The sequence below is a fragment of the Staphylococcus simulans genome (genome assembly GCF_047037175.1).
Classification (GTDB): domain Bacteria; phylum Bacillota; class Bacilli; order Staphylococcales; family Staphylococcaceae; genus Staphylococcus; species Staphylococcus simulans_C.
Genome location: NZ_CP178241.1, coordinates 2469416 through 2489900 on the forward strand (window position 1 = coordinate 2469416; position 20485 = coordinate 2489900).

The window sequence follows — 20485 nt, forward strand, 5'->3', positions numbered from 1 at the left end:
ATATAAAAAAGCTTGAAACCAAAAAGAGGTTTCAAGCTGTACGTGTCAAAATATTTCGTATTGCAGATTAGTGAATACCCTTCATTGCACGACGTACAAATGGTGAAATAGCCACAAGTAATACACCGATAATTAATGTTAGTAAGCCAGAGTATAAGAAGTATTGGCCTGAATCCATTTTAGCGTATACAACTACTAGTTGTGCATTAAGACCTTGTGCTGTCGCATTACTTAACATCCATAAACTCATCATTTGAGCTGTGAAAGCATATGGTGCAAGTTTCGTTGTCGTTGCTAAACCAACAGGTGAAATACATAATTCACCGATTGTGATTAATAAGAAGCTTAATACTAACCAGATAGGGTGGATGAGTTCACCAGCTGCTAATCCGCCTGATAATGGGATAACCATAATTAAATATGAAATCCCGCCGATAATTGCGCCTAAGGCGAACTTGATAACCGTTGGCGGATTGTGTTTGCCAAGTTTAACCCATAACATCGCAAAGAGTGGTGCTAAAGCAACGATAAAGATTGGGTTTAATGATTGGAACCAAGCGGCTGGAATATCAAACTGAATTGCACCGCCTGTTAATTTTGCTAAGCTTAATTCAGTTTTCTTATCCGCAAAGTTCGCTAAAATTGTAGAACCTTGTTCTTGGATCATCCAGAAAGCAACAGAAGTGATGTATAACGGTACGTAACTGCCGACACGTGATTTTTCTTCTGGTGTTACTTTCTTGCTGACAAGCATGTAAACAACGATATAAATTGGTAATGCAATACCGATAAATGTAACTAATAAACTGAAGTTTTCAATTGTTAAAGCATCGAATGATTTTAAAACAATTAAATAAATTGCGAATGCTGCGACGATAGCTAAAGCAATTAAAGAGAATTTCTTAGTATCTTCTTTTGTTAATGGATTATGTACAGATAACCCTGCTAAATTTAAATACTTTTTGCGTTTAGTCCAGTATACGACTAATCCGATAAACATCCCAACCGCTGCTGTCGCAAAACCAGCATGGAAACCAACACGTGTTTGCAGGTAACCTGTTAAAAGTGGTGAAATCAAAGCACCTAAGTTAATACCCATGTAGAAAATAGTGAAAGCTGCATCAACACGGTTGTCATTTTTCTCGTATAGTTCTCCAACTGTTGTAGAAATGTTTGGTTTTAATAAACCTGTCCCGATAATCAAAAGTAATAAAGCAATCATAACGGCGGTTAAACTGCCCGGTAAACTTAAAATAATATGACCGAACATAATGAGAATACCGCCAAAGAACACGGCGTGCTGTGTACCTGTGATACGGTCAGCAATCCATCCCCCGATAACACCAGACATGTAGATTAATGTACCGTATAAGGCAACAATCTGCATGGCAACAGATTCATCTAAGCCGAATCCGCCTTTAGCTACAGAATAATACAGGTAATAGACTAAAATTGCCTTCATACCATAGTAACTGAATCTCTCCCAAAACTCAGTAAAGAATAAAGTACTTAACCCCTTTGGATGACCAAAGAAACCAGTTCGTGGTGTGCTTTGTATAACTTCTTCGCGTGTATATTGTTTCTTGTTCATGAATTTTCCCCCTCAAAGTGACTTAAAATAATTTTAAGCTATTCAAAGTCTATATACAAGAAAATTCTGAAAAATCAGCTCGGAAGTCTTTATAATTCTAGAATGAAAAAATATGAATCCGCTTCCAATAAAATAAAAAACAACCCGAATAAAATCAGGTTGTTCTTCAAGTAAATCTCCAATTATCTATTATCGATAGTTTCTGGATATAAATCGTGATTCATCATACGATATTCAGCCATTTTTTCATATTTAGAATCAGGACGTCCGTAGTTTGTATAAGGGTCGATTGAAATACCGCCACGTGGCGTGAATTTACCCCAAACTTCAATATAATGCGGATCCATTAATTCAATTAAGTCATTCATGATAATATTCATGCAATCTTCGTGGAAATCACCATGATTTCTAAAACTGAAAAGATAAAGTTTTAAAGATTTAGATTCTACCATTTTGACATTAGGAATATATGAAATATAGATTGTCGCAAAATCAGGTTGTCCTGTAATCGGGCATAATGATGTGAATTCAGGGCAATTGAATTTTACGAAATAGTCACGCCCTTGATGTTTATTATCGAAAGACTCTAATACATCTGGACGGTAATTAAAGTCATATTGGTTATTTTGGTTGCCAAGCAATGTAAGATCTTGTAAATCTTCTTTGCTTCTGCCTTGTTGTGACATGTTTATTTTCCTCCTCTATGAGACGATTGTGCAGGTTTTCTGCTTTGTCTGCGTGCTTTTTCGAACATATAGTAGCTGGCACTGATAATAATGACATAACCTAGTGTAGCATATAAATCTGGAGATTCTCCGAAAATGACAATACCCATTAATGCTGTAAAGATAATGGAAGCGTACGTAAAGATTGAAATGTCTTTTGCAGGTGCAAAGCTATAGGCTAATGTGATTCCAATTTGACCGACAGCTGCTGATAAGCCGGCTCCGACTAAATACAGCATTTGAAGTCCTGACATTGGTACATACGTAAAGATAACAAAAGGAATCAAAGCAACGATTGAGAAGAAAGAGAAATAAAAGACAATCGTATAAGGTGCTTCTCTAGTACTTAATGCACGTACACAAGTATATGCTGAGGCAGCAAAGATACCTGACATTAATCCAACTATAGCTGGAAGCATTTCTGAAGAGAATTGTGGCTGTACCACAAATAACATACCTACAATTGCGACTAACATCGCTGTGATTTGATATTTACGGATTTTCTCATGTAAGAAAATCATGCTGAGTAAAATCGTCCAGAATGGATTAAGTTTCATCAATGTATCTGCGTCACTTAACAGCATATGGTCAATCGCATAGATATTGAGTAAGACACCAATCAAGCCGAGTGTCGAACGTGCGATTAATAAAGGCTGACTGCTTAGTTTACCAAACATAGGTTGTTTGTATTTATATAAGAAATAGAGTGGAATCAGCATTGCGACCAAGTTTCTAGCGAGTGACTTCTGGAAGACGGGTAAATCACCAGCAAGTCTGAAAAACAGCGACATAAAGCTGAATCCCACAGCTGAAACTAGTATCGCGATGATTCCTTTTATTTTTGGATCCATATACTTTCCTCAACTTTCCTCAAAACTTAACGTATATCATCTTAGCATATATAGAAATAAGTGCCTATATAGACTTGCTAAAGAAAATGAGCGTGGTATACTAGAAAACGAACATACGTTCTATTTTAGTTATTAGATGATACGTCACTAACTGAAAGGATTGATTATTTTGTATTGATAAATAAATTGTGTTAAGCCTTTCATGGCGCAAATCAGCGGATTCTTGTGATGACAAGTGGTGCACAAATTTCCAAAAAATCAAGGGCAAAATTACAATTATTTATTTTAAAGCGATTTTTGAAAAAAATTAAGAACGCCAAGCATAGAGATGACGCTACTTTCGCCAATTATGAACAATTTAAAGAAAATTTATGTGATTGAATCTCTTTGAAATTATAATAGGTGTTCGGTATAATGAATCACATAATATAGTATTGAAGAACGGAACCTAACACTATATATTGTGGTCGAGTCCGAAAATAACAAAATTATATTTCACTATTTTATGGCAATTTCACACAGATGTTGAAAGGTGTGTGAATGGGTTAGGGGAATAACCCACATTGTTCATAAAGATAGAAAGTGTTGTTCAAACCTGTGATGACAAGTCATGGCGACACAAATTGAAATATAAGCCGTTGTGTTAATTTGGACAAGCGTATTGTGAAGGAATACTTTGGTAAATGCATACCAACACAATATGTAGTGTCAGGGAGCAGTGCATTAATATATCGAAATAAACTAAAACATGCAGCAGTCACAACTTCTTTTTAGAAACAGCAATACCAGTACGGCAGCCTGGCATGTTTTTTAATTATGAAAAATATGTGCATGACGCTATGTGACGAATAAGCGCGTTCTTTGTAAGAAAGCGGGTGATTCAATGAAGGTAGTATATTTTTCATTTACTGGTAACGTGAGACGATTTATAGCAAGAACTGAATTTGAGGACACTTTAGAAATTACAAATGATAATTGCGCGGATGTGCGCTTGGACGAGCCTTATGTATTGGTCACTAGTACAATCGGTTTCGGAGAAGTGCCAGATGTAGTCAAAACATTTTTAAGTCATAACGGAAACATGATCAGAGCCGTAGTCGGCAGCGGCAACCGTAACTGGGGACAAAATTTTGCGAAAGCAAGCGAGACCATTTCACGTGAATATCTCGTTCCGCTATTAATGAAATTTGAAGTACAAGGTACACAAAAAGACGTAGAAGAGTTTAAAGATAAGGTGGGGCATTTATATGAAGACTATGAACGAAAAGCAGTACAATCATATTGAGTTAAATAACGAAGTTACAAAGCGTAAAGAAAATGGTTTCTTCAGCTTAGAAAAAGACCAAGAAGCATTAGAGGTCTATTTAGAAGAAATCAAAGACCATACGATTTATTTCGATTCAGAAATCGAACGTTTGCACTATCTTGTAGATAATGATTTCTATGTGGATGTCTTCCAAACATATAGTGAAGAAGACTTAAAAGAAATCACTGAATATGCACGCAGTATTCCATTTACATTTGCGAGCTATATGTCAGCAAGCAAATTCTTTAAAGACTATGCATTAAAAACAAACGATAAAAAACAATATTTAGAAGACTATACACAGCACGTGACAATTGTTGCCTTATATCTTGCAGATGGCGACAAAGCACAAGCTAAACAATTCATTTCATCTATGATTGAACAACGCTACCAACCTGCAACGCCAACATTCTTAAACGCAGGTCGTGCACGTAGAGGCGAGCTTGTATCATGTTTCTTATTAGAAGTGGATGACAGCTTAAACTCTATTAACTTTATTGATTCAACAGCGAAACAATTAAGTAAAATCGGCGGCGGTGTTGCGATCAACTTATCTAAACTTCGTGCACGCGGTGAAGCAATCAAAGGTATCAAAGGTGTAGCAAAAGGTGTGTTACCTGTTGCGAAATCACTTGAAGGCGGCTTCAGCTATGCAGACCAATTAGGTCAAAGACCAGGTGCTGGTGCAGTTTACCTAAACATCTTCCACTATGATGTTGAAGAATTCTTAGATACTAAGAAAGTAAACGCTGATGAAGATATCCGTTTATCTACAATTTCTACTGGTTTAATTGTACCTGCTAAATTCTTTGAACTTGCGAAAGAAGGTAAAGACTTCTACATGTTCGCACCACACACAGTTTACAATGAATATGGTGTGACATTAGATGATATTGATTTAGATAAATACTATGATGAAATGGTTGAAAATCCTAACATCTTAAAACGTAAAAAAGATGCACGTGAAATGTTAAATACGATTGCACAAACACAATTACAATCAGGTTATCCTTACTTAATGTTTAAAGATAACGCAAATAAAGTACATGCAAACTCAAACATCGGTCAAATCAAGATGAGTAACTTATGTACTGAAATCTTCCAATTACAAGAAACATCTATCATCAATGACTACGGTATTGAAGATGAAATTAAACGTGACATCTCATGTAACTTAGGTTCATTGAACATTGTCAATGTAATGGAATCAGGGAAATTCAGAGACTCTGTACACACTGGTATGGATGCATTAACAGTAGTAAGTGATGAAGCAAATATCCAAAACGCACCAGGTGTACGTAAAGCAAACAGCGAATTACACTCTGTTGGTTTAGGGGTTATGAACTTGCATGGTTACCTTGCGAAGAATCAAATCGGTTATGAATCTGAAGAAGCAAAAGACTTTGCGAACGTGTTCTTTATGATGATGAACTATTATTCAATCGAACGTTCAATGCAAATCGCGAAAGAACGCGGTGAAGCATATCAAGACTTCGAGAAATCAGATTATGCGAGCGGTAAATACTTCGATAAGTATACAGAAGCGGATATTGTTCCTGAATACGAAAAAGTGAAGCCTTTATTCGAAGGATTAGAAATTCCGACTGCAGAAGATTGGAAAGCTTTAGCAGAAGATGTTAAGCAATATGGTTTATACCATGCTTATCGTCTTGCGATTGCGCCAACGCAAAGTATTTCTTACGTACAAAATGCGACAAGTTCAGTCATGCCGATTGTTGACCAAATCGAACGTCGTACGTATGGCAACGCTGAAACATTCTATCCAATGCCATTCTTATCTCCACAAACAATGTGGTACTACAAATCAGCATTTAATACAGATCAAATGCGTTTAATTGATTTAGTAGCGACGATTCAACAACACGTTGACCAAGGTATTTCAACAATCCTATACGTCAACTCTGAAATTTCAACACGTGAATTAGCACGTTTATATGTCTATGCGCATCATAAAGGTCTAAAATCACTTTATTATACACGTAACAAATTATTAAGCGTAGAAGAATGTACAAGCTGCGCAATCTAATGAAACCTATAAAGGAACAATCTTAATGGGGTTGTTCCTCTCATCATATTAATTTTTTAAACGGAATTTGAACGAGTTAAATTAAAAATCAAGAATGGGGAAATGCACTTTGATGATTGCTGTCAATTGGAACACGCAAGAAGATATGACGAATATGTTTTGGCGACAAAACATCTCCCAAATGTGGGTAGAAACTGAATTTAAAGTTTCTAAAGATATTGCGAGTTGGAAAACGTTAACACCAGAAGAACAAGATACATTTAAGAAGGCACTTGCAGGCCTAACAGGCTTAGATACACATCAAGCTGATGACGGCATGCCTTTAGTCATGATGCATACAAAAGATTTACGTAAAAAAGCGGTATATTCATTTATGGCTATGATGGAACAAATTCATGCGAAAAGTTACTCTCATATTTTCACAACATTGCTGCCATCTAGTGAAACGAACTATCTGTTAGATACATGGGTACTTGAAGAACCGCATTTGAAATATAAATCAGATAAGATTGTAGGTAACTACCATAAATTATGGAGAAAAGATGCATCTGTTTATGACCAATATATGGCACGTGTATCCAGTGTGTTCTTAGAAACATTCTTATTCTATTCTGGATTCTACTACCCGCTTTATCTTGCTGGACAAGGTCGTATGACAACATCTGGTGAGATTATCCGTAAAATCTTATTAGATGAGTCTATCCATGGTGTGTTCACAGGTTTAGATGCGCAACACATGCGTAATGAACTCTCAGAAAATGAAAAACAACGTGCAGATCAAGAAATGTATAAACTATTAGATGAGTTATACAAAAATGAAGTTTCTTATACACATACACTTTATGACCAAATTGGTTTAACGGATGATGTATTAAACTATGTACGTTATAACGGAAATAAAGCTTTATCTAACTTAGGTTTTGAACCTTATTTCGAAGAACGCGAATTCAACCCAATTATCGAAAATGCTTTAGATACGTCTACGAAAAACCATGATTTCTTCTCAGTTAAAGGTGACGGCTATACATTAGCATTAAACGTAGAAGCATTGCGTGATGAAGATTTCATTTTTGATGATGAAAAATAAATATTAGTATCATTTTAAGGAACACTGATTTCAACTGTATCAACAGTTGGTTATCAGTGTTCTTTTTGCTTTTTTGAAAATGAAATATTTGTTTAATTTTATAAAATAAAAAGGGTTATTCGGAATAAAGAGAGAAAAAATACATTTAGTGTCAAGGAATAGTCTACGATTATATAAAAAACATCCTTAAAATAATTGAAAAGTATTGATAAAAACCGAGAAACTGATACGATAGATAGTAAGTGAAAATGATTATCAGTTACAGTTAGTCATTAAAAGTTTTTAGAGGGGATAGGAGTTTCCAATGATTAAGCAACTCATGCGCTTTCCAGTTTTACTAATTCTTTTTATATGTTTGACTATCCTTTCATTATTTGTCGGTGTTAGTCAGCTTTCTATTACACAAATTTTTCATTTAACCGCAGACCAACAAAATGTATTGGTCGCAAGCCGTATTCCAAGAACAGTCAGCATTATCATTTCCGGCAGTTCTTTAGCACTTGCTGGTTTGATTATGCAACAGATGATGCAAAATAAGTTCGTCAGTCCGACAACTGCAGGGACGATGGAATGGGCGAAACTAGGTATCCTCATCTCATTAATCTTCTTTCCGCAAGCACATATTTTAATTAAGTTGTTATTCGCCATGGTATTAAGTATCGGCGGTACATTCTTCTTTATGAAATTGATTCAAATTATACGCTTTAAAGATGTGATATTTGTGCCATTGCTCGGTATTATGATTGGCGGTATTATTTCTAGTTTAACGACGTTTGTAGCGCTAAGAACGAATGCCTTACAAAGTATCGGCAACTGGTTGAATGGTAACTTTGCGATTATTACCAGCGGCCGTTATGAAGTCTTATACTTAAGCATCCCATTGCTAATTCTGACGTATATTTTTGCGAATTACTTTACTATTGCCGGCATGGGCAAAGATTTCAGTCATAATTTAGGTGTCAATTACGATCGTATTATGATGTTTGGTTTAACGATTACCGCAACGATGACCGCATTAGTGGTGGTAACAGTCGGAACCTTACCATTCTTAGGTTTAATTGTGCCGAATATCGTATCTATTTATAGAGGAGACCATTTAAAGCATGCCTTGCCGCATACCGCAATCTTAGGCGCAATTTTTGTTTTGGTTTCTGATATTTTAGGACGTGTAATTGTGTATCCTTATGAAATCAATATTGGATTAACCATCGGTGTCTTCGGGACATTAATTTTCTTAGTAATGCTATTTAAAGGGAGTCACAACTATGAGTCATAAACAAAGCAATATCAGACTATTAATTTTATTAAGTGTAGTGGTTGTGACGGGAAGTTTATATCTTTTACTAGGGATTGATTTTGATATCTTTGCGTATCAGATCCAAAGTCGTATCAGAAAATTAATCCTCATGATTTTAGTCGGCGCCGCTATCGGGACATCGGTTATTATCTTCCAAGCTATTACGGTTAACCGTTTATTAACACCTTCTATGATGGGGTTAGATGCGGTATACATGTTCGTCAAAGTGGTGTTGGTATTTATCTTTGGGATTCAATCGATAGCAGTGACGAATATCTATTTAAACTTTGCGTTGACACTCGTCGCGATGATTATCTTCGCATTAATACTATTCCAAGGTGTCTTTAAATATGGCAACTTCTCGGTCTATTTTATTTTATTAATCGGTGTCATTTTAGGGACATTCTTTAGAAGTATCACTGGATTTATCGAGCTGATTATCAACCCTGAAGACTTCTTAGCTGTACAAAGTTCAATGTTCGCAAACTTCAATGCATCGAATTCCAACTTAGTTGCGGTCAGCAGTGTTGTATTAGTGATTTTAATCTTAATTACGATTAAGATTTTGCCTTATTTAGATGTGTTGTTATTAGGGAAAGCACAAGCGCTGAACTTAGGTGTCAACTATACACGTATGACACGTTTGTTGATGATTATGGTCGCATTATTAACTTCAATCGCCACAGCACTTGTGGGTCCTATTACATTCTTAGGTTTGTTAACGGTGAATATTGCACACGAAATCATGAAGACATATGAACATAAATATTTACTGCCTGCGACTATCTTTTTAAGCTGGATCAGCTTATTTACCGCAGAGTGGGTTGTAGAGCACTTGTTTGAAGCAACGACGGAAGTAAGTATCCTCATTAACTTAATTGGGGGCAGTTACTTCGTATATTTATTGATTAGAAGGAGAAATACGTGATGATACAAGTTCAAGATTTAAATAAATCAATTCATGATAAACCGATTCTTAAAGATATTAACGTCGACATTCGTAAAGGCCGTTTAACGTCATTAATTGGCCCGAATGGTGCAGGTAAAAGTACTTTATTATCAGCAGTCAGCCGTTTGATAGATATTGATACAGGCACGATTGAACTTGAACATGAAAGCATTGACACTTTTACAAGCAACGAAATTGCGAAGAAGCTCTCAGTGTTAAAACAAACGAATCATACAGAACTTAACATCACAGTCGAACAATTAGTCGCATTCGGTCGTTTTCCATACTCTAAAGGCCGATTAGACGATACAGATAAAGCAAAAATCAACGAAGCATTAGATTTACTGCAACTACAAGAAATTAGAGACCGTAATCTGAAAACGCTCTCAGGTGGACAACGTCAACGTGCGTATATCGCAATGACGATTGCGCAAGATACAGAGTGTATTTTACTAGACGAACCGCTCAATAACTTAGATATGAAATATTCAGTGGAGATTATGAAAACACTCAGAACATTAACGAGAGAACATGGTAAAACGATTGTGATTGTGTTACATGATATTAACTTTGCGTCGAGCTACTCAGATGATGTCATTGCGATGAAAGATGGTGAAATTGTCAAAGCGGACGAACGAGATGAAGTGATTCAACCGACTATCTTGAGACACCTCTATGATATGGACGTCAATATAGAATGTATCAGAGGCCAAAGAATCTGTTTATATTATAGTTAATACCAAGTCATTTGAAAGGGGTGATGCCGATTCTTTACGGCATATCAAGACGGGGGTCTAACACATTTCAGGAGGATAAAGAAAAATGAAGAAATTAGGCTTATTTATTTTAGTTAGTATTATGTTTTTACTTGCTGCGTGTGGTAATGGCAGTGATTCTAAAGATAGTTCAGAAAAAGGTTCATCAGATAAGAAGACTGTAAAAATTGAAAATAGTTATACATTAAATGGGAAAGATCCTAAAGGCAGCGATGCTAAAGACGTTAAAAATGAAGTAGAAGTTCCTGTGAATCCTAAAAATGCAGTTGTACTTGATTATGGTGCATTAGACACACTTAAAGAAATGGGTGTAGCGGATAAAGTTAAAGCAGTTCCTAAAGGTGAAGGCAATAGCACACTACCAGACTTCTTAAAAGAATTTAAAGATGACAAATACATCAACACAGGTTCTTTAAAAGAAGTTAACTTCGATAAAATTGCACAAGCAAAACCTGAAGTTATCTTCATTTCATCACGTACCGCAAACCAAAAGAATTTAGATGAATTCAAAAAAGCAGCACCAGACGCAAAAGTAGTGTATGTTGGTGCTGATGATAAAGATTACGTCAATTCAGTAAAACAAAACGCTGAAAACTTAGGTAAAATTTACGACAAAGAAGATAAAGCGAAGTCGTTAAATAAAGAATTAGACAAAAAAATCGCAGATATGAAAGATAAAACAAAAGGCTTTGATAAAAAAGTAATGTATTTATTAGTCAATGAAGGCGAATTATCTACATTCGGTCCTAAAGAACGTTTCGGCAGCTTAGTTTTCAATACTTTAGGCTTCAAACCTGCAGACAGTAAAATCAAAGGTAGTTCACACGGTCAAAACGTGACAAATGAATATATCAATGAAAAGAATCCAGGTGTCATTTTAGCGATGGACCGTGGCCAAGCAATCGGCAGTAAATCAACTGCGAAACAAGTATTAGGTAACGATGTTATTAAGAACGTTAAAGCCATCAAAGATGATGAAGTTTACGAACTTGATCCTAAATTATGGTACTTTGCATCAGGTTCAACAACGACAACAATGAAACAAATTGATGAATTAAAAGATGTTGTTAAATAATTGCTGTTTTTAATTGGGGGAAGACAGTAATTAAAAACCGGGTCGGAAAATGAAAATATTTCCGACCCGGTTTTATTATTTTATAAGCTATATAGCTATACAATCTCACTTTATTAAACATCAAAGTACAAAGGATAATGTGCCGCACATCTTGGATTGAAGGCAGCGCCGCAATGTGGACAGTGATCTGTCTCCATATAGGCTTTAATGGATAACGTCGTGTTACACACACCGCATAATATCGCATGTTCATCAAACTCTGATTTTGACCACGGTATAGGTTCATGGTCTTCTGATTCATTATGACAATGAATGCACGCATAAAATTTGCCGCAGCACTTGAATTTAATGGCAATCACATCTAAAGGTGTATGATAGTGTGCGCAACGTGTTTCACTGTCTAAATCAATGCCATGCACAGAATACTTGTTATTCATCTTCTGGGTGATCGCCGATGATACGTACTTCTGGATGCAGCTCAACATCGAATTTTTCTTTAACGACTTGTTGGACATGATGGATTAAATCTTCGTAGTCTGTCGCCGTACCGTTATCGACATTAACCATGAATCCAGCATGCTTAGTAGAAACTTCAACACCGCCGATTCGGTGGCCTTGTAATTCAGAGTCTTGAATTAATTTACCCGCAAAGTGGCCTGGCGGTCTTTGGAAGACACTGCCGCATGAAGGGAATTCAAGGGGTTGTTTTGATTCACGACGCTCTGTTAAATCGTCCATAACTGCTTGAATTTCATCTTGTTTGCCTGGTGTTAAATTGAAGGCTGCTTCTAATACGACCAAGTGTTGTTTTTGTACAATACTGCTTCTGTAGCCGAGTTCTAATTCATCTCTTGAGAGTTGTACTAATTCGCCGTGTTCATTGACACAGACAGCATAATCAATACAATCACGGACTTCACCGCCATATGCGCCGGCGTTCATAAAGACAGCACCGCCAATAGATCCTGGGATACCGCATGCAAATTCTAAGCCGGTTAAAGATTCATCTCGTGCAGTACGGGAGACATCAATAATCGCTGCACCGCTTCCTGCGATTATGACATTATCTTCAACTTTAATATAATCCATAGATAATAGGCTTAATACAATGCCGCGAATACCGCCTTCACGAATAATAATATTAGAGCCGTTGCCTAAATATGTGACAGGAATGTTGTTGATTCTAGCAATATGATTGATAGCTTGTACTTCTTCGAAAGTTGTTGGGCTTAAATAGAAGTCAGCATTTCCTCCTGTTTGTGTGTAAGTATAGCGTTTTAATGGTTCATCAACTTTTATAATTTCTTCTGGCAGAACTTTTTTCAGTTCTGTTAGAATGTCATCTTTGTGCAACGATAGAACTCCCTTTCAATTATTTTCACTTTGTTATTATTATAGCAATGAAACAGGCTTTTTGTGAAATACAATCGGCTTAATTCAAGTCGAATCGTCGTGACAATTTTTCAAACAAAGCTGTTTTGCCTGCTTCATAATCGCCAATGGTTTTGGAATGGGCATGTAATGCCTCTTTTGCCTCTGCGAACGTATTTTGTAATTCAGGATTATGTGCTAATGCTTCATTCATCGCTAAGTAGTGGTTATATTGATCTGATTCAATTTGTAAAATGTGCAGACGTACAATTTGTTTCAACTCTTTCAGATTGTTAAATTGTGCCATTACTACCTTTTTCTTATAACGATGATGCAAGCGATAGAAACCGGCATAATTTAAACGTTTTTCATCTAATGATGTTATATCATGTAAGTTGGTAACACCGACAAGCAAATCTAAAATAGGTTCTGTCGGATAATTAAAATGTGCAGTGCCGCCGATATGGTGGACTGTTTTTACAGGTGTATTAAGCAGGCTTAACAGTAGGTCGCTTAATGCTTGGAATTGATCTTGATACTTTTGAAGTGCTTGCCTATCTTTAATTAAGGGCTGCGTTTTAGAATACATATTCAACCGTCCTTTGTAAAAGTTCTAAAAATATTATATTATGAAACCTGATATACTCAAAATTAATCATGCAAACTATACAGATAAATGACAGGAGTGGACAATTTGAAAAAATGGCTTCTCGCAATAACGATGGTTTGTCTAACGCTGTCTCTAGCGGCATGCAATAGTAAAACACAGTCAGATTTAAGCCACTTTGAAAAAGCGAAGCATGAAGTGGACAAAGAAGAAAAACATGTGAAACAAGTCATGGATGACATTCATTTAAATCGATTAAGTGAATTAAGCAAATCAGATTTGACAGATAGAAATAAAACAGACTTTACACAAATGGAAAAAGATGTCGATAGACAATTAATGCCGGCCTTTAAATCGTATGAAAAAGCCGCAAAGCAGCTTCCTGCAGATACTAAAAAAGTGAAAGCATTACGCCGCACTTATTTGCATGAGGTCAAACAACAAGAAAAAGCAATCACAGATATTCGCAGTTTCTTGCATTTATGTAATCAGTCAATCAAAGCGAATGAAGATATTTTGAATTACACGAGATTATTTGAGAAGAATCGTGCGCTTTTGGAGAAGCAAGTAGGAGAAGCACGTCAAAATGGTGAATCTGAAAGTATTGATAAATTTACAGGTAAATTAAAACATCATAATAAAGAGTTGCAGAAGATTGCTAAAAAATATTTAGATGCAGATAATCCTCAGAACACGAAAACGGTGATTAAAGAAAAAATTCAGCCTTTAATCAGCAAACAGATTGAAGAGTTGAATCAAGCCAGTGTGTCAGAAGAAAAAACAGCAAAAGCGCATCAAACTGCAATCGAAATGTATTACAGTTTACAAAATTATTATGAGACGCGTCAAAAAACGATAGATATCAGTCGTGATTTAGAACAATATGATATGAATAAAACGCCTTTAACAGGGAATGAATTAGGTAAGTACCACCATCAATTCCGTGATGATTTCTCAGACTTAAAGAACGATTTGCATCAGAATGATTGAAAAAAGCAAGAAAAATATTAGTATTTTGGTTAACATTGAAATATAAAGTGTGTATAATTAGACACATTGAAATAGGAATGAATGGGACTATCACTTTAGGTGATAAATATTTTTAGAGGTGAATAGAATGGCTACAAAGCTGACTTCAATTGACCAGTTTGAACAAGTAATTAACGACAACAAATATGTATTTATTATGAAACACAGTAACACTTGCCCAATTTCAGCAAATGCTTACGATCAGTTCAATAAGTTTTTGTATGAACGTGATATCGACGGCTATTATTTAATTGTGCAAGAACAAAGAGATGTATCTGATTACATTGCTGAAAAAACTGGCGTGAAGCATGAATCGCCACAAGCTTTTTATTTTGTTGACGGTGAAGTTAAATGGCATGCAAGTCATGATGACATTAATGTGACTTCACTTGCACAAGCTGAAGAGTAAACGTGTTTGTCAGGGGACATGCACATGAATCACATAAAGTAAAAAGCGGACTCCATGCTTTTAGATGTTGGACATGAATACGATATGCTTCCAACACCTTCTGAAAGCTTGGAGTTTTTTTAATTTAAGCAGAACAAGCATTAGGCGTTACAGTAGGTTTTTCGAAACAAGCCCTGTATAATATTAAAGTGAATTGAACAAACATTGGGAAACTTTATTTGAGGTGACAAAATGAGAGTATTAGTCGCAATGGATGAATTTAATGGAATCGTTTCAAGTTATGAAGCGAATCGATATGTGGAAGAAGCGGTTGCGAGTCAAATTGAAGCAGCTGACATTGTCCAAGTACCACTTTTCAATGGGCGTCATGAATTGATGGATTCTGTCTTTTTATGGCAGTCTGGTACAAAGTATCGTGTGAATGTCCATGATGCAGATATGAAACAAGTTGAAGGCGTATATGGTAAGACTGAAAGCGGCATGACGATTATTGAAGCGGATTTATTCTTACAAGGTAAACGTCCGTTGACTGAACGTACCAGCTATGGTCTAGGTGAATTAATTGCGGCAGCATTAGACAATGATGCGAAGCATTTAGTGATTTCTCTTGGCAATATCGCAAGCTTTGATGGCGGTGCCGGTATGTTACAAGCATTAGGCGCTAAATATTATAATGATGAAGGTCAACCGATTGATGCCAAAGAGGGCGTAGGTGTCTTAAAGTATATTCGCCGTGTTGATTTCTCTGGTCTTGATAAACGTCTGAAAGATACACGTATCCAGTTAGTCTCTGACTTTGCCAGCAAGATGTATGGTAAAGAAAGCGAAATCATGCAAGTTTATAAATTGATAGAAATTTCTAGAGAAGAAGCTGCGACGATTGATAACTTAGTTTGGTATTTCAGCGAAATCTTAAAAAATGAAACACGTACAGTGACAAGTACTGTAGAACGTGGCGGTGCAGGCGGCGGTATTGCGGCTGTTTTAGCAGCTTTATATAACGCAGAAGTGTTAACCAGCCATAGTTTAGTGGATCAAATCACACATTTAGAAAACTTGATTGAACAAGCAGACTTAATTATGTTCGGTGAAGGAATTAATGAACAAGATCACTTATTAGAAACAACATCGTTAAGAATCGCAGAACTTGCGACAAAATATCATAAACCTTGTATCGCTATTAACGCAACAGCCGATAAATTCGATCGCTATGAAGCTTTAGGGGTAACAGGCATGTTTAACTTATTTATGACGATGCCGAAGCAATATACAAGCTTTGAAGCAGGGTTACAAATCCGCTTCTATGCTGTCCAAGCTTTAAAACTTCTAACAACAACTTTCAATACAAAGTAAACACAAGCAAAATAAACGAAACAATTTTAATTAAACATAAAAATGGCTGAACCTGTTCATTCAAGTTCAGCCATTTTTTAATGATACGTTTTATAGTGATGTGTTTTAAACACTATCAAAACTTATGCTTCTGTATTGCCTACTTCTTCTGCGATACCTATGATTACTTGTACAGCTTTTTCCATCACATCAATTGAAGCGTATTCAAATGGTCCGTGGAAGTTGTCGCAACCTGTGAAAATATTAGGTGTCGGTAATCCCATAAATGATAATTGTGAACCATCTGTACCACCACGAATCGGTTCAGTATTGGGTTCAATACCAAGTTGTTTGAAGACACGTTTAGGAATTTCGATAACTTCAGGTACTTCATTGATTTTTTCTGCCATATTGAAGTATTGATCATTGACTTCTAGTTCAACAGGATTGTTTGTGTAGTCATTGTTGATTTCATTTTTGATATCTTCAAGCAAGGCTTTACGTGCTTCAAATTGATTACGGTCATGATCACGTACAATATATTTTAATTGTGCTTTTTCTGTAGTGCCGTTAAAGCTCATTAAGTGGAAGAAACCTTCGTAGCCTTCAGTTTGTTCGGGCACTTCATCTTGTGGCAATTGATTATCAAAGCGTTCGCCTAATTTAATCGCATTGACCATGACATCTTTGGCAGAACCTGGATGCACATTAACGCCATGACAAGTTACTGTTGCTTCTGCAGCGTTAAAGCTTTCAAATTGTAGTTCGCCGTATTGGCTGCCATCCATTGTGTATGCGAAGTCTGCATCGAAACGTTCAACGTCAAATTTATGCGGTCCACGTCCAATTTCTTCGTCTGGTGTAAAGGCCACACGGATACGTCCGTGTTTCACTTCAGGATGTTCCACTAAATAATTTAATGCAGTCATAATTTCAGCTACGCCTGCTTTATCATCGGCACCAAGTAATGAGGTACCGTCTGTAATCATTAAAGTATGACCTTCTACAGATTTTAAAGCAGGGAAGACTGTTTGGTTTAACTCACGGTCTGTGTCGCCAAGTTGAATCGGTTGGCCATCATAATTTTCAATGATTTGTGGTTTAACATTCGTCGCATTAAAGTCAGGCGACGTATCGACATGGGCTAAAAAGCCGACTGTCGGTACTGATTTAGCGATATTGCTTTCTAATGTCGCAAATAAATAACCATTATCATCTAAGTCAGTTTTCAAACCTAAATCTTCTAATTCTTGTTTTAATACATTTAATAAATCCCATTGTTTCTCAGTTGACGGTGTTGCTTCTGAGTCCGGATTAGATTGTGTATCAATCTCCGCATAACGTTTTAGTCTATCGATTAATTGTTCTTTCACTTGATATGCACCCCTTAACCTCTATTATTCATGTTAAATTGTTTCCTATAGGATTTACCTTTCATTTTACCATAATTGATTCTAATTCGATTATAAATGTGGTAACTGATTTCTGCACATAATATACCGAATGCAATGGCACCTGAAATCAATGTCACCTCTAAGAAGGTGTTGACTGCATGTGTATATTGGTTTGTGACTAGGAAACGTGTCGCTTCATACGCAGCGCCCCCTGGTACTAGGGGAATGATGCCTGGCACAATAAAGATAATGACAGGTTGGAAATAACGTTTAGCCATTGCGTGGCTCATAATTGCTAAAATAAAGCTGCCTAGGAAAGAAGCGGCAACTTTGCCTGAATTCAAATCCATAGAGACAATATAAATGGTCCAGCCCATTGCGCCTACATAACCGCATGCCGGCAGTTGTTTACGCGGCGCGTTGAAGAGGATTGAAAATAACAATGTAGAACAAAAGCTGATAACAAAGTGAAATAAATAATGTAAGATCAATTCTGTAACACGCCTTTCTTAAAAGAAGAGTAAAATAATTGCGACACCGGCACCGATTGCGAAGGCTGTTAAAGCAGCTTCCATGCCGCGCGACATCCCAGCAAGCAATTCACCGGCCATTAAATCTCTGATTGCATTGGTAATTAAAATACCTGGTACTAAGACCATGACACCTGAAATGGTGATGATATCTTGGTTGACAGACAGCCCGAGTTTATGACTGATGGCGGCAACACTGACAACGACAATGGCACTGATAAATTCAGAGAAGAACTTAATTTGAATAAAGCGCTGTACAAAGTCGAATGTCAAATAAGCACCTGCGCCTGCAAGAATCGCAAAAATGGAATCTTGTGCGACACCGCCGAACATAAATAGGAAAAATCCGCAGGCAATCGAAACTGCCAAGAATTTCGTTAAATAAGAATATTGCAGTGAAGCATGTTCCAAATGAATTAATTCAGATTTTGCTTCATCAATGGTCAGTTCATTTTTAGCGATTTTACGTGATATATTATTAGCTAACGCGATTTTCTCTAAATCTGTTGTTCTATCACGCACACGAATGAGTCGTGTGTTTGTGCGATCGTTTAATGAGAAGATAATCGCAGTATTCGACACAAAACTGTTGGTATTATCTAGGCCGAAACTATAAGCGATACGAGACATCGTATCTTCAACACGATATGTTTCTGCGCCGCTTTCTAGTAATATCTTTCCTGCAGTGAGTACAACGTCTATTACTTTGTTCTCATCTATTATGGTAATTGCTTCTTCAGGCACCTTTTTGCGCTCCTTCTTGTTTGATATAGTTGACACTTGAAAGTTTACAGGGAACAGGAAAAAGTTGCAATAGAACATCGGTGATTGCAATAGAAATGAAAAAAAGACAAGAATCGTTTTTAGATTCTTGTCTCTGTCTGTCATTGTAGAAACAAATGGTTTATTTAACAATTGGGTTAAACATGACTTGGTTACGCCCTTCATTTTTAGCCATATGCAACATATCATCTGCATCTTTGAATACTTTGCGCTGTGATTTATAATCCTCAGCGGTTAAGTATCCAATACCGATAGATACAGAGAGTTTGATGACTTCTTTATTCGGCAAATGGAAAGTAGATTGTTCAACACCTGCACGAATACTTTCAGCCAATTTCACGCTTTGGTCTAGTGAATAGCCAAGCAGTACGACTGAGAATTCTTCGCCGCCATTTCTGAATATTTTCATGTTTGGCGGTACATAATTGATTAGTAATTGTGAGATTTGTTTTAAAACTGCATCACCGGAACGGTGTGTAAAAGCATCGTTCACATCTTTGAAACCATCGATATCAATTAAGAGTAAACCTAAGCTTGTGTTTTTATTGTCTGCTTTGTCCGTCATTTTATTTAAGTGACGGTCAAATTCTTTTACATTACCGAGGCCTGTTAAGTAATCATAACGTTCTTCGCTTTCATAGCGTTGGACTAATGTGAAGAAACGCCAAATATCTACAAAGATAATCGAAGATGCTATCGTTACGACAAACGATATCGGAATTAAGTAGATAATCTCTTGTAATGTATAGAAGTTCGCAATCATTGAAACAACACTTAAGATTACTAAACTGACGACGTTCAAGATTTGAAGTGACACAATATCATTTTGTTTGATAAAGGGACCAATGATACTGACAGCTAACGCAATTATCAATAACGCAATATTAAATGTCAAAGGGTCCCCGTATACGAAGACATCTACGACAAAAATAATCGCTGCAGCGACCATCGTAAAGAAGACGTTGGTATAACGACCTAAAAATAAGAGCGGCACAAATGTTAAATAAAGTAAATAGTTATGGACTGGAATCGGATATGCCGCAAGCAACAGTGCGACGACAGTCATAAGAATCGTGACATAAGTTTGTGAAAACTTCATTTGTTTCGTTTCAGAGTATTGCAGTCTATGAAAGAGATAGATACCTGCAACAGTTACCGAAGTATTGTAAATGATAGCTTCAATCATAATAGATCTGCTCCTTTGTATAACCACCTAGTTATTGTAAGTGAAAATATACATTTTGTCATCTGATACATTGAAAACTGTTATTATAATTTACTACAATTATCAATAATTCGTGTTAAAATAGATTATTGATATTGTAT

The 20485-nt window shown here is 36.3% G+C and carries 20 protein-coding genes; 10 read left to right on the forward strand and 10 right to left on the reverse strand.

Translation table 11 applies throughout. The features are described 5' to 3' along the window. Positions 1-67: 67 nt before the first annotated feature. From ACFCT9_RS11940 to ACFCT9_RS11950, 3 genes are all read right to left on the reverse strand, one after another. On the reverse strand, positions 68-1591 hold the full coding sequence (locus ACFCT9_RS11940) for a peptide MFS transporter (RefSeq protein WP_412519555.1): 1524 nt from the start codon (positions 1589-1591) through the stop codon (positions 68-70). Between the two features lie 182 nt (positions 1592-1773). Next, a complete protein-coding gene (gene queF, locus ACFCT9_RS11945) occupies positions 1774-2277 on the reverse strand; it encodes a preQ(1) synthase (RefSeq protein WP_412519557.1) in 504 nt (167 codons plus the stop codon). Between the two features lie 2 nt (positions 2278-2279). Then, positions 2280-3167 (reverse strand): DMT family transporter, encoded by an 888-nt coding sequence (locus tag ACFCT9_RS11950; RefSeq protein WP_412519558.1) that lies wholly within the window; start codon positions 3165-3167, stop codon positions 2280-2282. 883 nt (positions 3168-4050) lie between these two features. Between ACFCT9_RS11950 and nrdI the strand changes: the two genes are divergently transcribed. From nrdI to ACFCT9_RS11985, 7 genes are all read left to right on the forward strand, one after another. Beyond that, positions 4051-4452 (forward strand): class Ib ribonucleoside-diphosphate reductase assembly flavoprotein NrdI, encoded by a 402-nt coding sequence (gene nrdI, locus ACFCT9_RS11955; protein ID WP_412519560.1) that lies wholly within the window; start codon positions 4051-4053, stop codon positions 4450-4452. Further along, on the forward strand, positions 4415-6520 hold the full coding sequence (nrdE, locus tag ACFCT9_RS11960; protein WP_412519562.1) for a class 1b ribonucleoside-diphosphate reductase subunit alpha: 2106 nt from the start codon (positions 4415-4417) through the stop codon (positions 6518-6520). Before nrdI ends, nrdE begins: the two co-directional genes overlap by 38 nt. 112 nt (positions 6521-6632) lie before the next feature. Beyond that, positions 6633-7607 carry a class 1b ribonucleoside-diphosphate reductase subunit beta gene (gene nrdF, locus ACFCT9_RS11965; RefSeq protein WP_412521685.1) on the forward strand — a complete coding sequence of 325 codons (975 nt, stop codon included), beginning with the start codon at positions 6633-6635 and terminating at the stop codon, positions 7605-7607. Positions 7608-7911: 304 nt separating this feature from the next. Further along, positions 7912-8883, forward strand: coding sequence for an ABC transporter permease (locus ACFCT9_RS11970; protein ID WP_412519563.1), 972 nt, complete (start codon positions 7912-7914; stop codon positions 8881-8883). Next, on the forward strand, positions 8873-9832 hold the full coding sequence (locus tag ACFCT9_RS11975) for an iron chelate uptake ABC transporter family permease subunit (RefSeq protein WP_412519565.1): 960 nt from the start codon (positions 8873-8875) through the stop codon (positions 9830-9832). Before ACFCT9_RS11970 ends, ACFCT9_RS11975 begins: the two co-directional genes overlap by 11 nt. Then, a complete protein-coding gene (locus tag ACFCT9_RS11980; protein WP_412519567.1) occupies positions 9832-10590 on the forward strand; it encodes an ABC transporter ATP-binding protein in 759 nt (252 codons plus the stop codon). The genes ACFCT9_RS11975 and ACFCT9_RS11980 overlap by 1 nt, the downstream gene beginning before the upstream one ends. An 85-nt stretch (positions 10591-10675) precedes the next feature. Beyond that, positions 10676-11704 carry a ferrated catecholamine ABC transporter substrate-binding lipoprotein SstD gene (locus ACFCT9_RS11985; RefSeq protein ID WP_412519568.1) on the forward strand — a complete coding sequence of 343 codons (1029 nt, stop codon included), beginning with the start codon at positions 10676-10678 and terminating at the stop codon, positions 11702-11704. Between the two features lie 113 nt (positions 11705-11817). Here the strand turns inward: ACFCT9_RS11985 and ACFCT9_RS11990 are convergent, their stop codons facing one another. From ACFCT9_RS11990 to ACFCT9_RS12000, 3 genes are all read right to left on the reverse strand, one after another. Next, positions 11818-12141 carry a CHY zinc finger protein gene (locus ACFCT9_RS11990; protein ID WP_412519570.1) on the reverse strand — a complete coding sequence of 108 codons (324 nt, stop codon included), beginning with the start codon at positions 12139-12141 and terminating at the stop codon, positions 11818-11820. Beyond that, positions 12134-13057 (reverse strand): UDP-N-acetylmuramate dehydrogenase, encoded by a 924-nt coding sequence (murB, locus tag ACFCT9_RS11995; protein WP_412519572.1) that lies wholly within the window; start codon positions 13055-13057, stop codon positions 12134-12136. Before murB ends, ACFCT9_RS11990 begins: the two co-directional genes overlap by 8 nt. Positions 13058-13136: 79 nt before the next feature. After that, positions 13137-13664: a GrpB family protein gene (locus ACFCT9_RS12000; RefSeq protein ID WP_412519573.1), complete on the reverse strand. Its 528-nt coding sequence runs from the start codon at positions 13662-13664 to the stop codon at positions 13137-13139. A gap of 96 nt (positions 13665-13760) precedes the next feature. On the opposite strand from ACFCT9_RS12000, the gene ACFCT9_RS12005 reads away from it, so the two are divergent. The 3 genes from ACFCT9_RS12005 to ACFCT9_RS12015 all read left to right on the forward strand — a co-directional run bounded on the left by ACFCT9_RS12005 (position 13761) and on the right by ACFCT9_RS12015 (position 16473). Further along, the gene (locus tag ACFCT9_RS12005) at positions 13761-14672 is read left to right on the forward strand and encodes an EMYY motif lipoprotein (protein WP_412519574.1); all 912 of its coding nucleotides are present in this window, start codon (positions 13761-13763) and stop codon (positions 14670-14672) included. A 127-nt stretch (positions 14673-14799) separates the two neighbouring features. Next, a complete protein-coding gene (ytxJ, locus tag ACFCT9_RS12010; protein ID WP_412519575.1) occupies positions 14800-15120 on the forward strand; it encodes a bacillithiol system redox-active protein YtxJ in 321 nt (106 codons plus the stop codon). Between the two features lie 231 nt (positions 15121-15351). Then, entirely contained in the window at positions 15352-16473 is a 1122-nt protein-coding gene (locus ACFCT9_RS12015) for a glycerate kinase (protein ID WP_412519577.1), read from the forward strand. Between the two features lie 122 nt (positions 16474-16595). Here the strand turns inward: ACFCT9_RS12015 and pepT are convergent, their stop codons facing one another. The 4 genes from pepT to gdpS all read right to left on the reverse strand — a co-directional run bounded on the left by pepT (position 16596) and on the right by gdpS (position 20345). Further along, on the reverse strand, positions 16596-17825 hold the full coding sequence (gene pepT / locus ACFCT9_RS12020) for a peptidase T (protein WP_412519578.1): 1230 nt from the start codon (positions 17823-17825) through the stop codon (positions 16596-16598). Between the two features lie 14 nt (positions 17826-17839). Beyond that, positions 17840-18334, reverse strand: a complete 495-nt coding sequence (locus tag ACFCT9_RS12025) for a threonine/serine exporter family protein (protein ID WP_412521686.1) — start codon at positions 18332-18334, stop codon at positions 17840-17842. A 21-nt stretch (positions 18335-18355) separates the two neighbouring features. After that, positions 18356-19120 carry a threonine/serine exporter family protein gene (locus tag ACFCT9_RS12030; protein ID WP_412519579.1) on the reverse strand — a complete coding sequence of 255 codons (765 nt, stop codon included), beginning with the start codon at positions 19118-19120 and terminating at the stop codon, positions 18356-18358. Between the two features lie 160 nt (positions 19121-19280). Beyond that, positions 19281-20345 carry a GGDEF domain-containing protein GdpS gene (gdpS, locus tag ACFCT9_RS12035; protein WP_412519581.1) on the reverse strand — a complete coding sequence of 355 codons (1065 nt, stop codon included), beginning with the start codon at positions 20343-20345 and terminating at the stop codon, positions 19281-19283. Positions 20346-20485: the final 140 nt, after the last annotated feature.

Coding starts and splice junctions, on each gene's coding strand:
- queF (WP_412519557.1), bottom strand. CDS start 2,277: ATGTCACAACAAGGCAGAAGCAAAGAAGATTTACAAGATCTTACATTG.
- ACFCT9_RS11950 (WP_412519558.1), bottom strand. CDS start 3,167: ATGGATCCAAAAATAAAAGGAATCATCGCGATACTAGTTTCAGCTGTG.
- ACFCT9_RS11990 (WP_412519570.1), bottom strand. CDS start 12,141: ATGAATAACAAGTATTCTGTGCATGGCATTGATTTAGACAGTGAAACA.
- ACFCT9_RS11940 (WP_412519555.1), bottom strand. CDS start 1,591: ATGAACAAGAAACAATATACACGCGAAGAAGTTATACAAAGCACACCA.
- ytxJ (WP_412519575.1), top strand. CDS start 14,800: ATGGCTACAAAGCTGACTTCAATTGACCAGTTTGAACAAGTAATTAAC.
- ACFCT9_RS12015 (WP_412519577.1), top strand. CDS start 15,352: ATGAGAGTATTAGTCGCAATGGATGAATTTAATGGAATCGTTTCAAGT.
- ACFCT9_RS12000 (WP_412519573.1), bottom strand. CDS start 13,664: ATGTATTCTAAAACGCAGCCCTTAATTAAAGATAGGCAAGCACTTCAA.
- nrdE (WP_412519562.1), top strand. CDS start 4,415: ATGAAGACTATGAACGAAAAGCAGTACAATCATATTGAGTTAAATAAC.
- ACFCT9_RS11970 (WP_412519563.1), top strand. CDS start 7,912: ATGATTAAGCAACTCATGCGCTTTCCAGTTTTACTAATTCTTTTTATA.
- ACFCT9_RS11980 (WP_412519567.1), top strand. CDS start 9,832: ATGATACAAGTTCAAGATTTAAATAAATCAATTCATGATAAACCGATT.
- ACFCT9_RS11975 (WP_412519565.1), top strand. CDS start 8,873: ATGAGTCATAAACAAAGCAATATCAGACTATTAATTTTATTAAGTGTA.
- nrdF (WP_412521685.1), top strand. CDS start 6,633: ATGATTGCTGTCAATTGGAACACGCAAGAAGATATGACGAATATGTTT.
- nrdI (WP_412519560.1), top strand. CDS start 4,051: ATGAAGGTAGTATATTTTTCATTTACTGGTAACGTGAGACGATTTATA.
- gdpS (WP_412519581.1), bottom strand. CDS start 20,345: ATGATTGAAGCTATCATTTACAATACTTCGGTAACTGTTGCAGGTATC.
- ACFCT9_RS11985 (WP_412519568.1), top strand. CDS start 10,676: ATGAAGAAATTAGGCTTATTTATTTTAGTTAGTATTATGTTTTTACTT.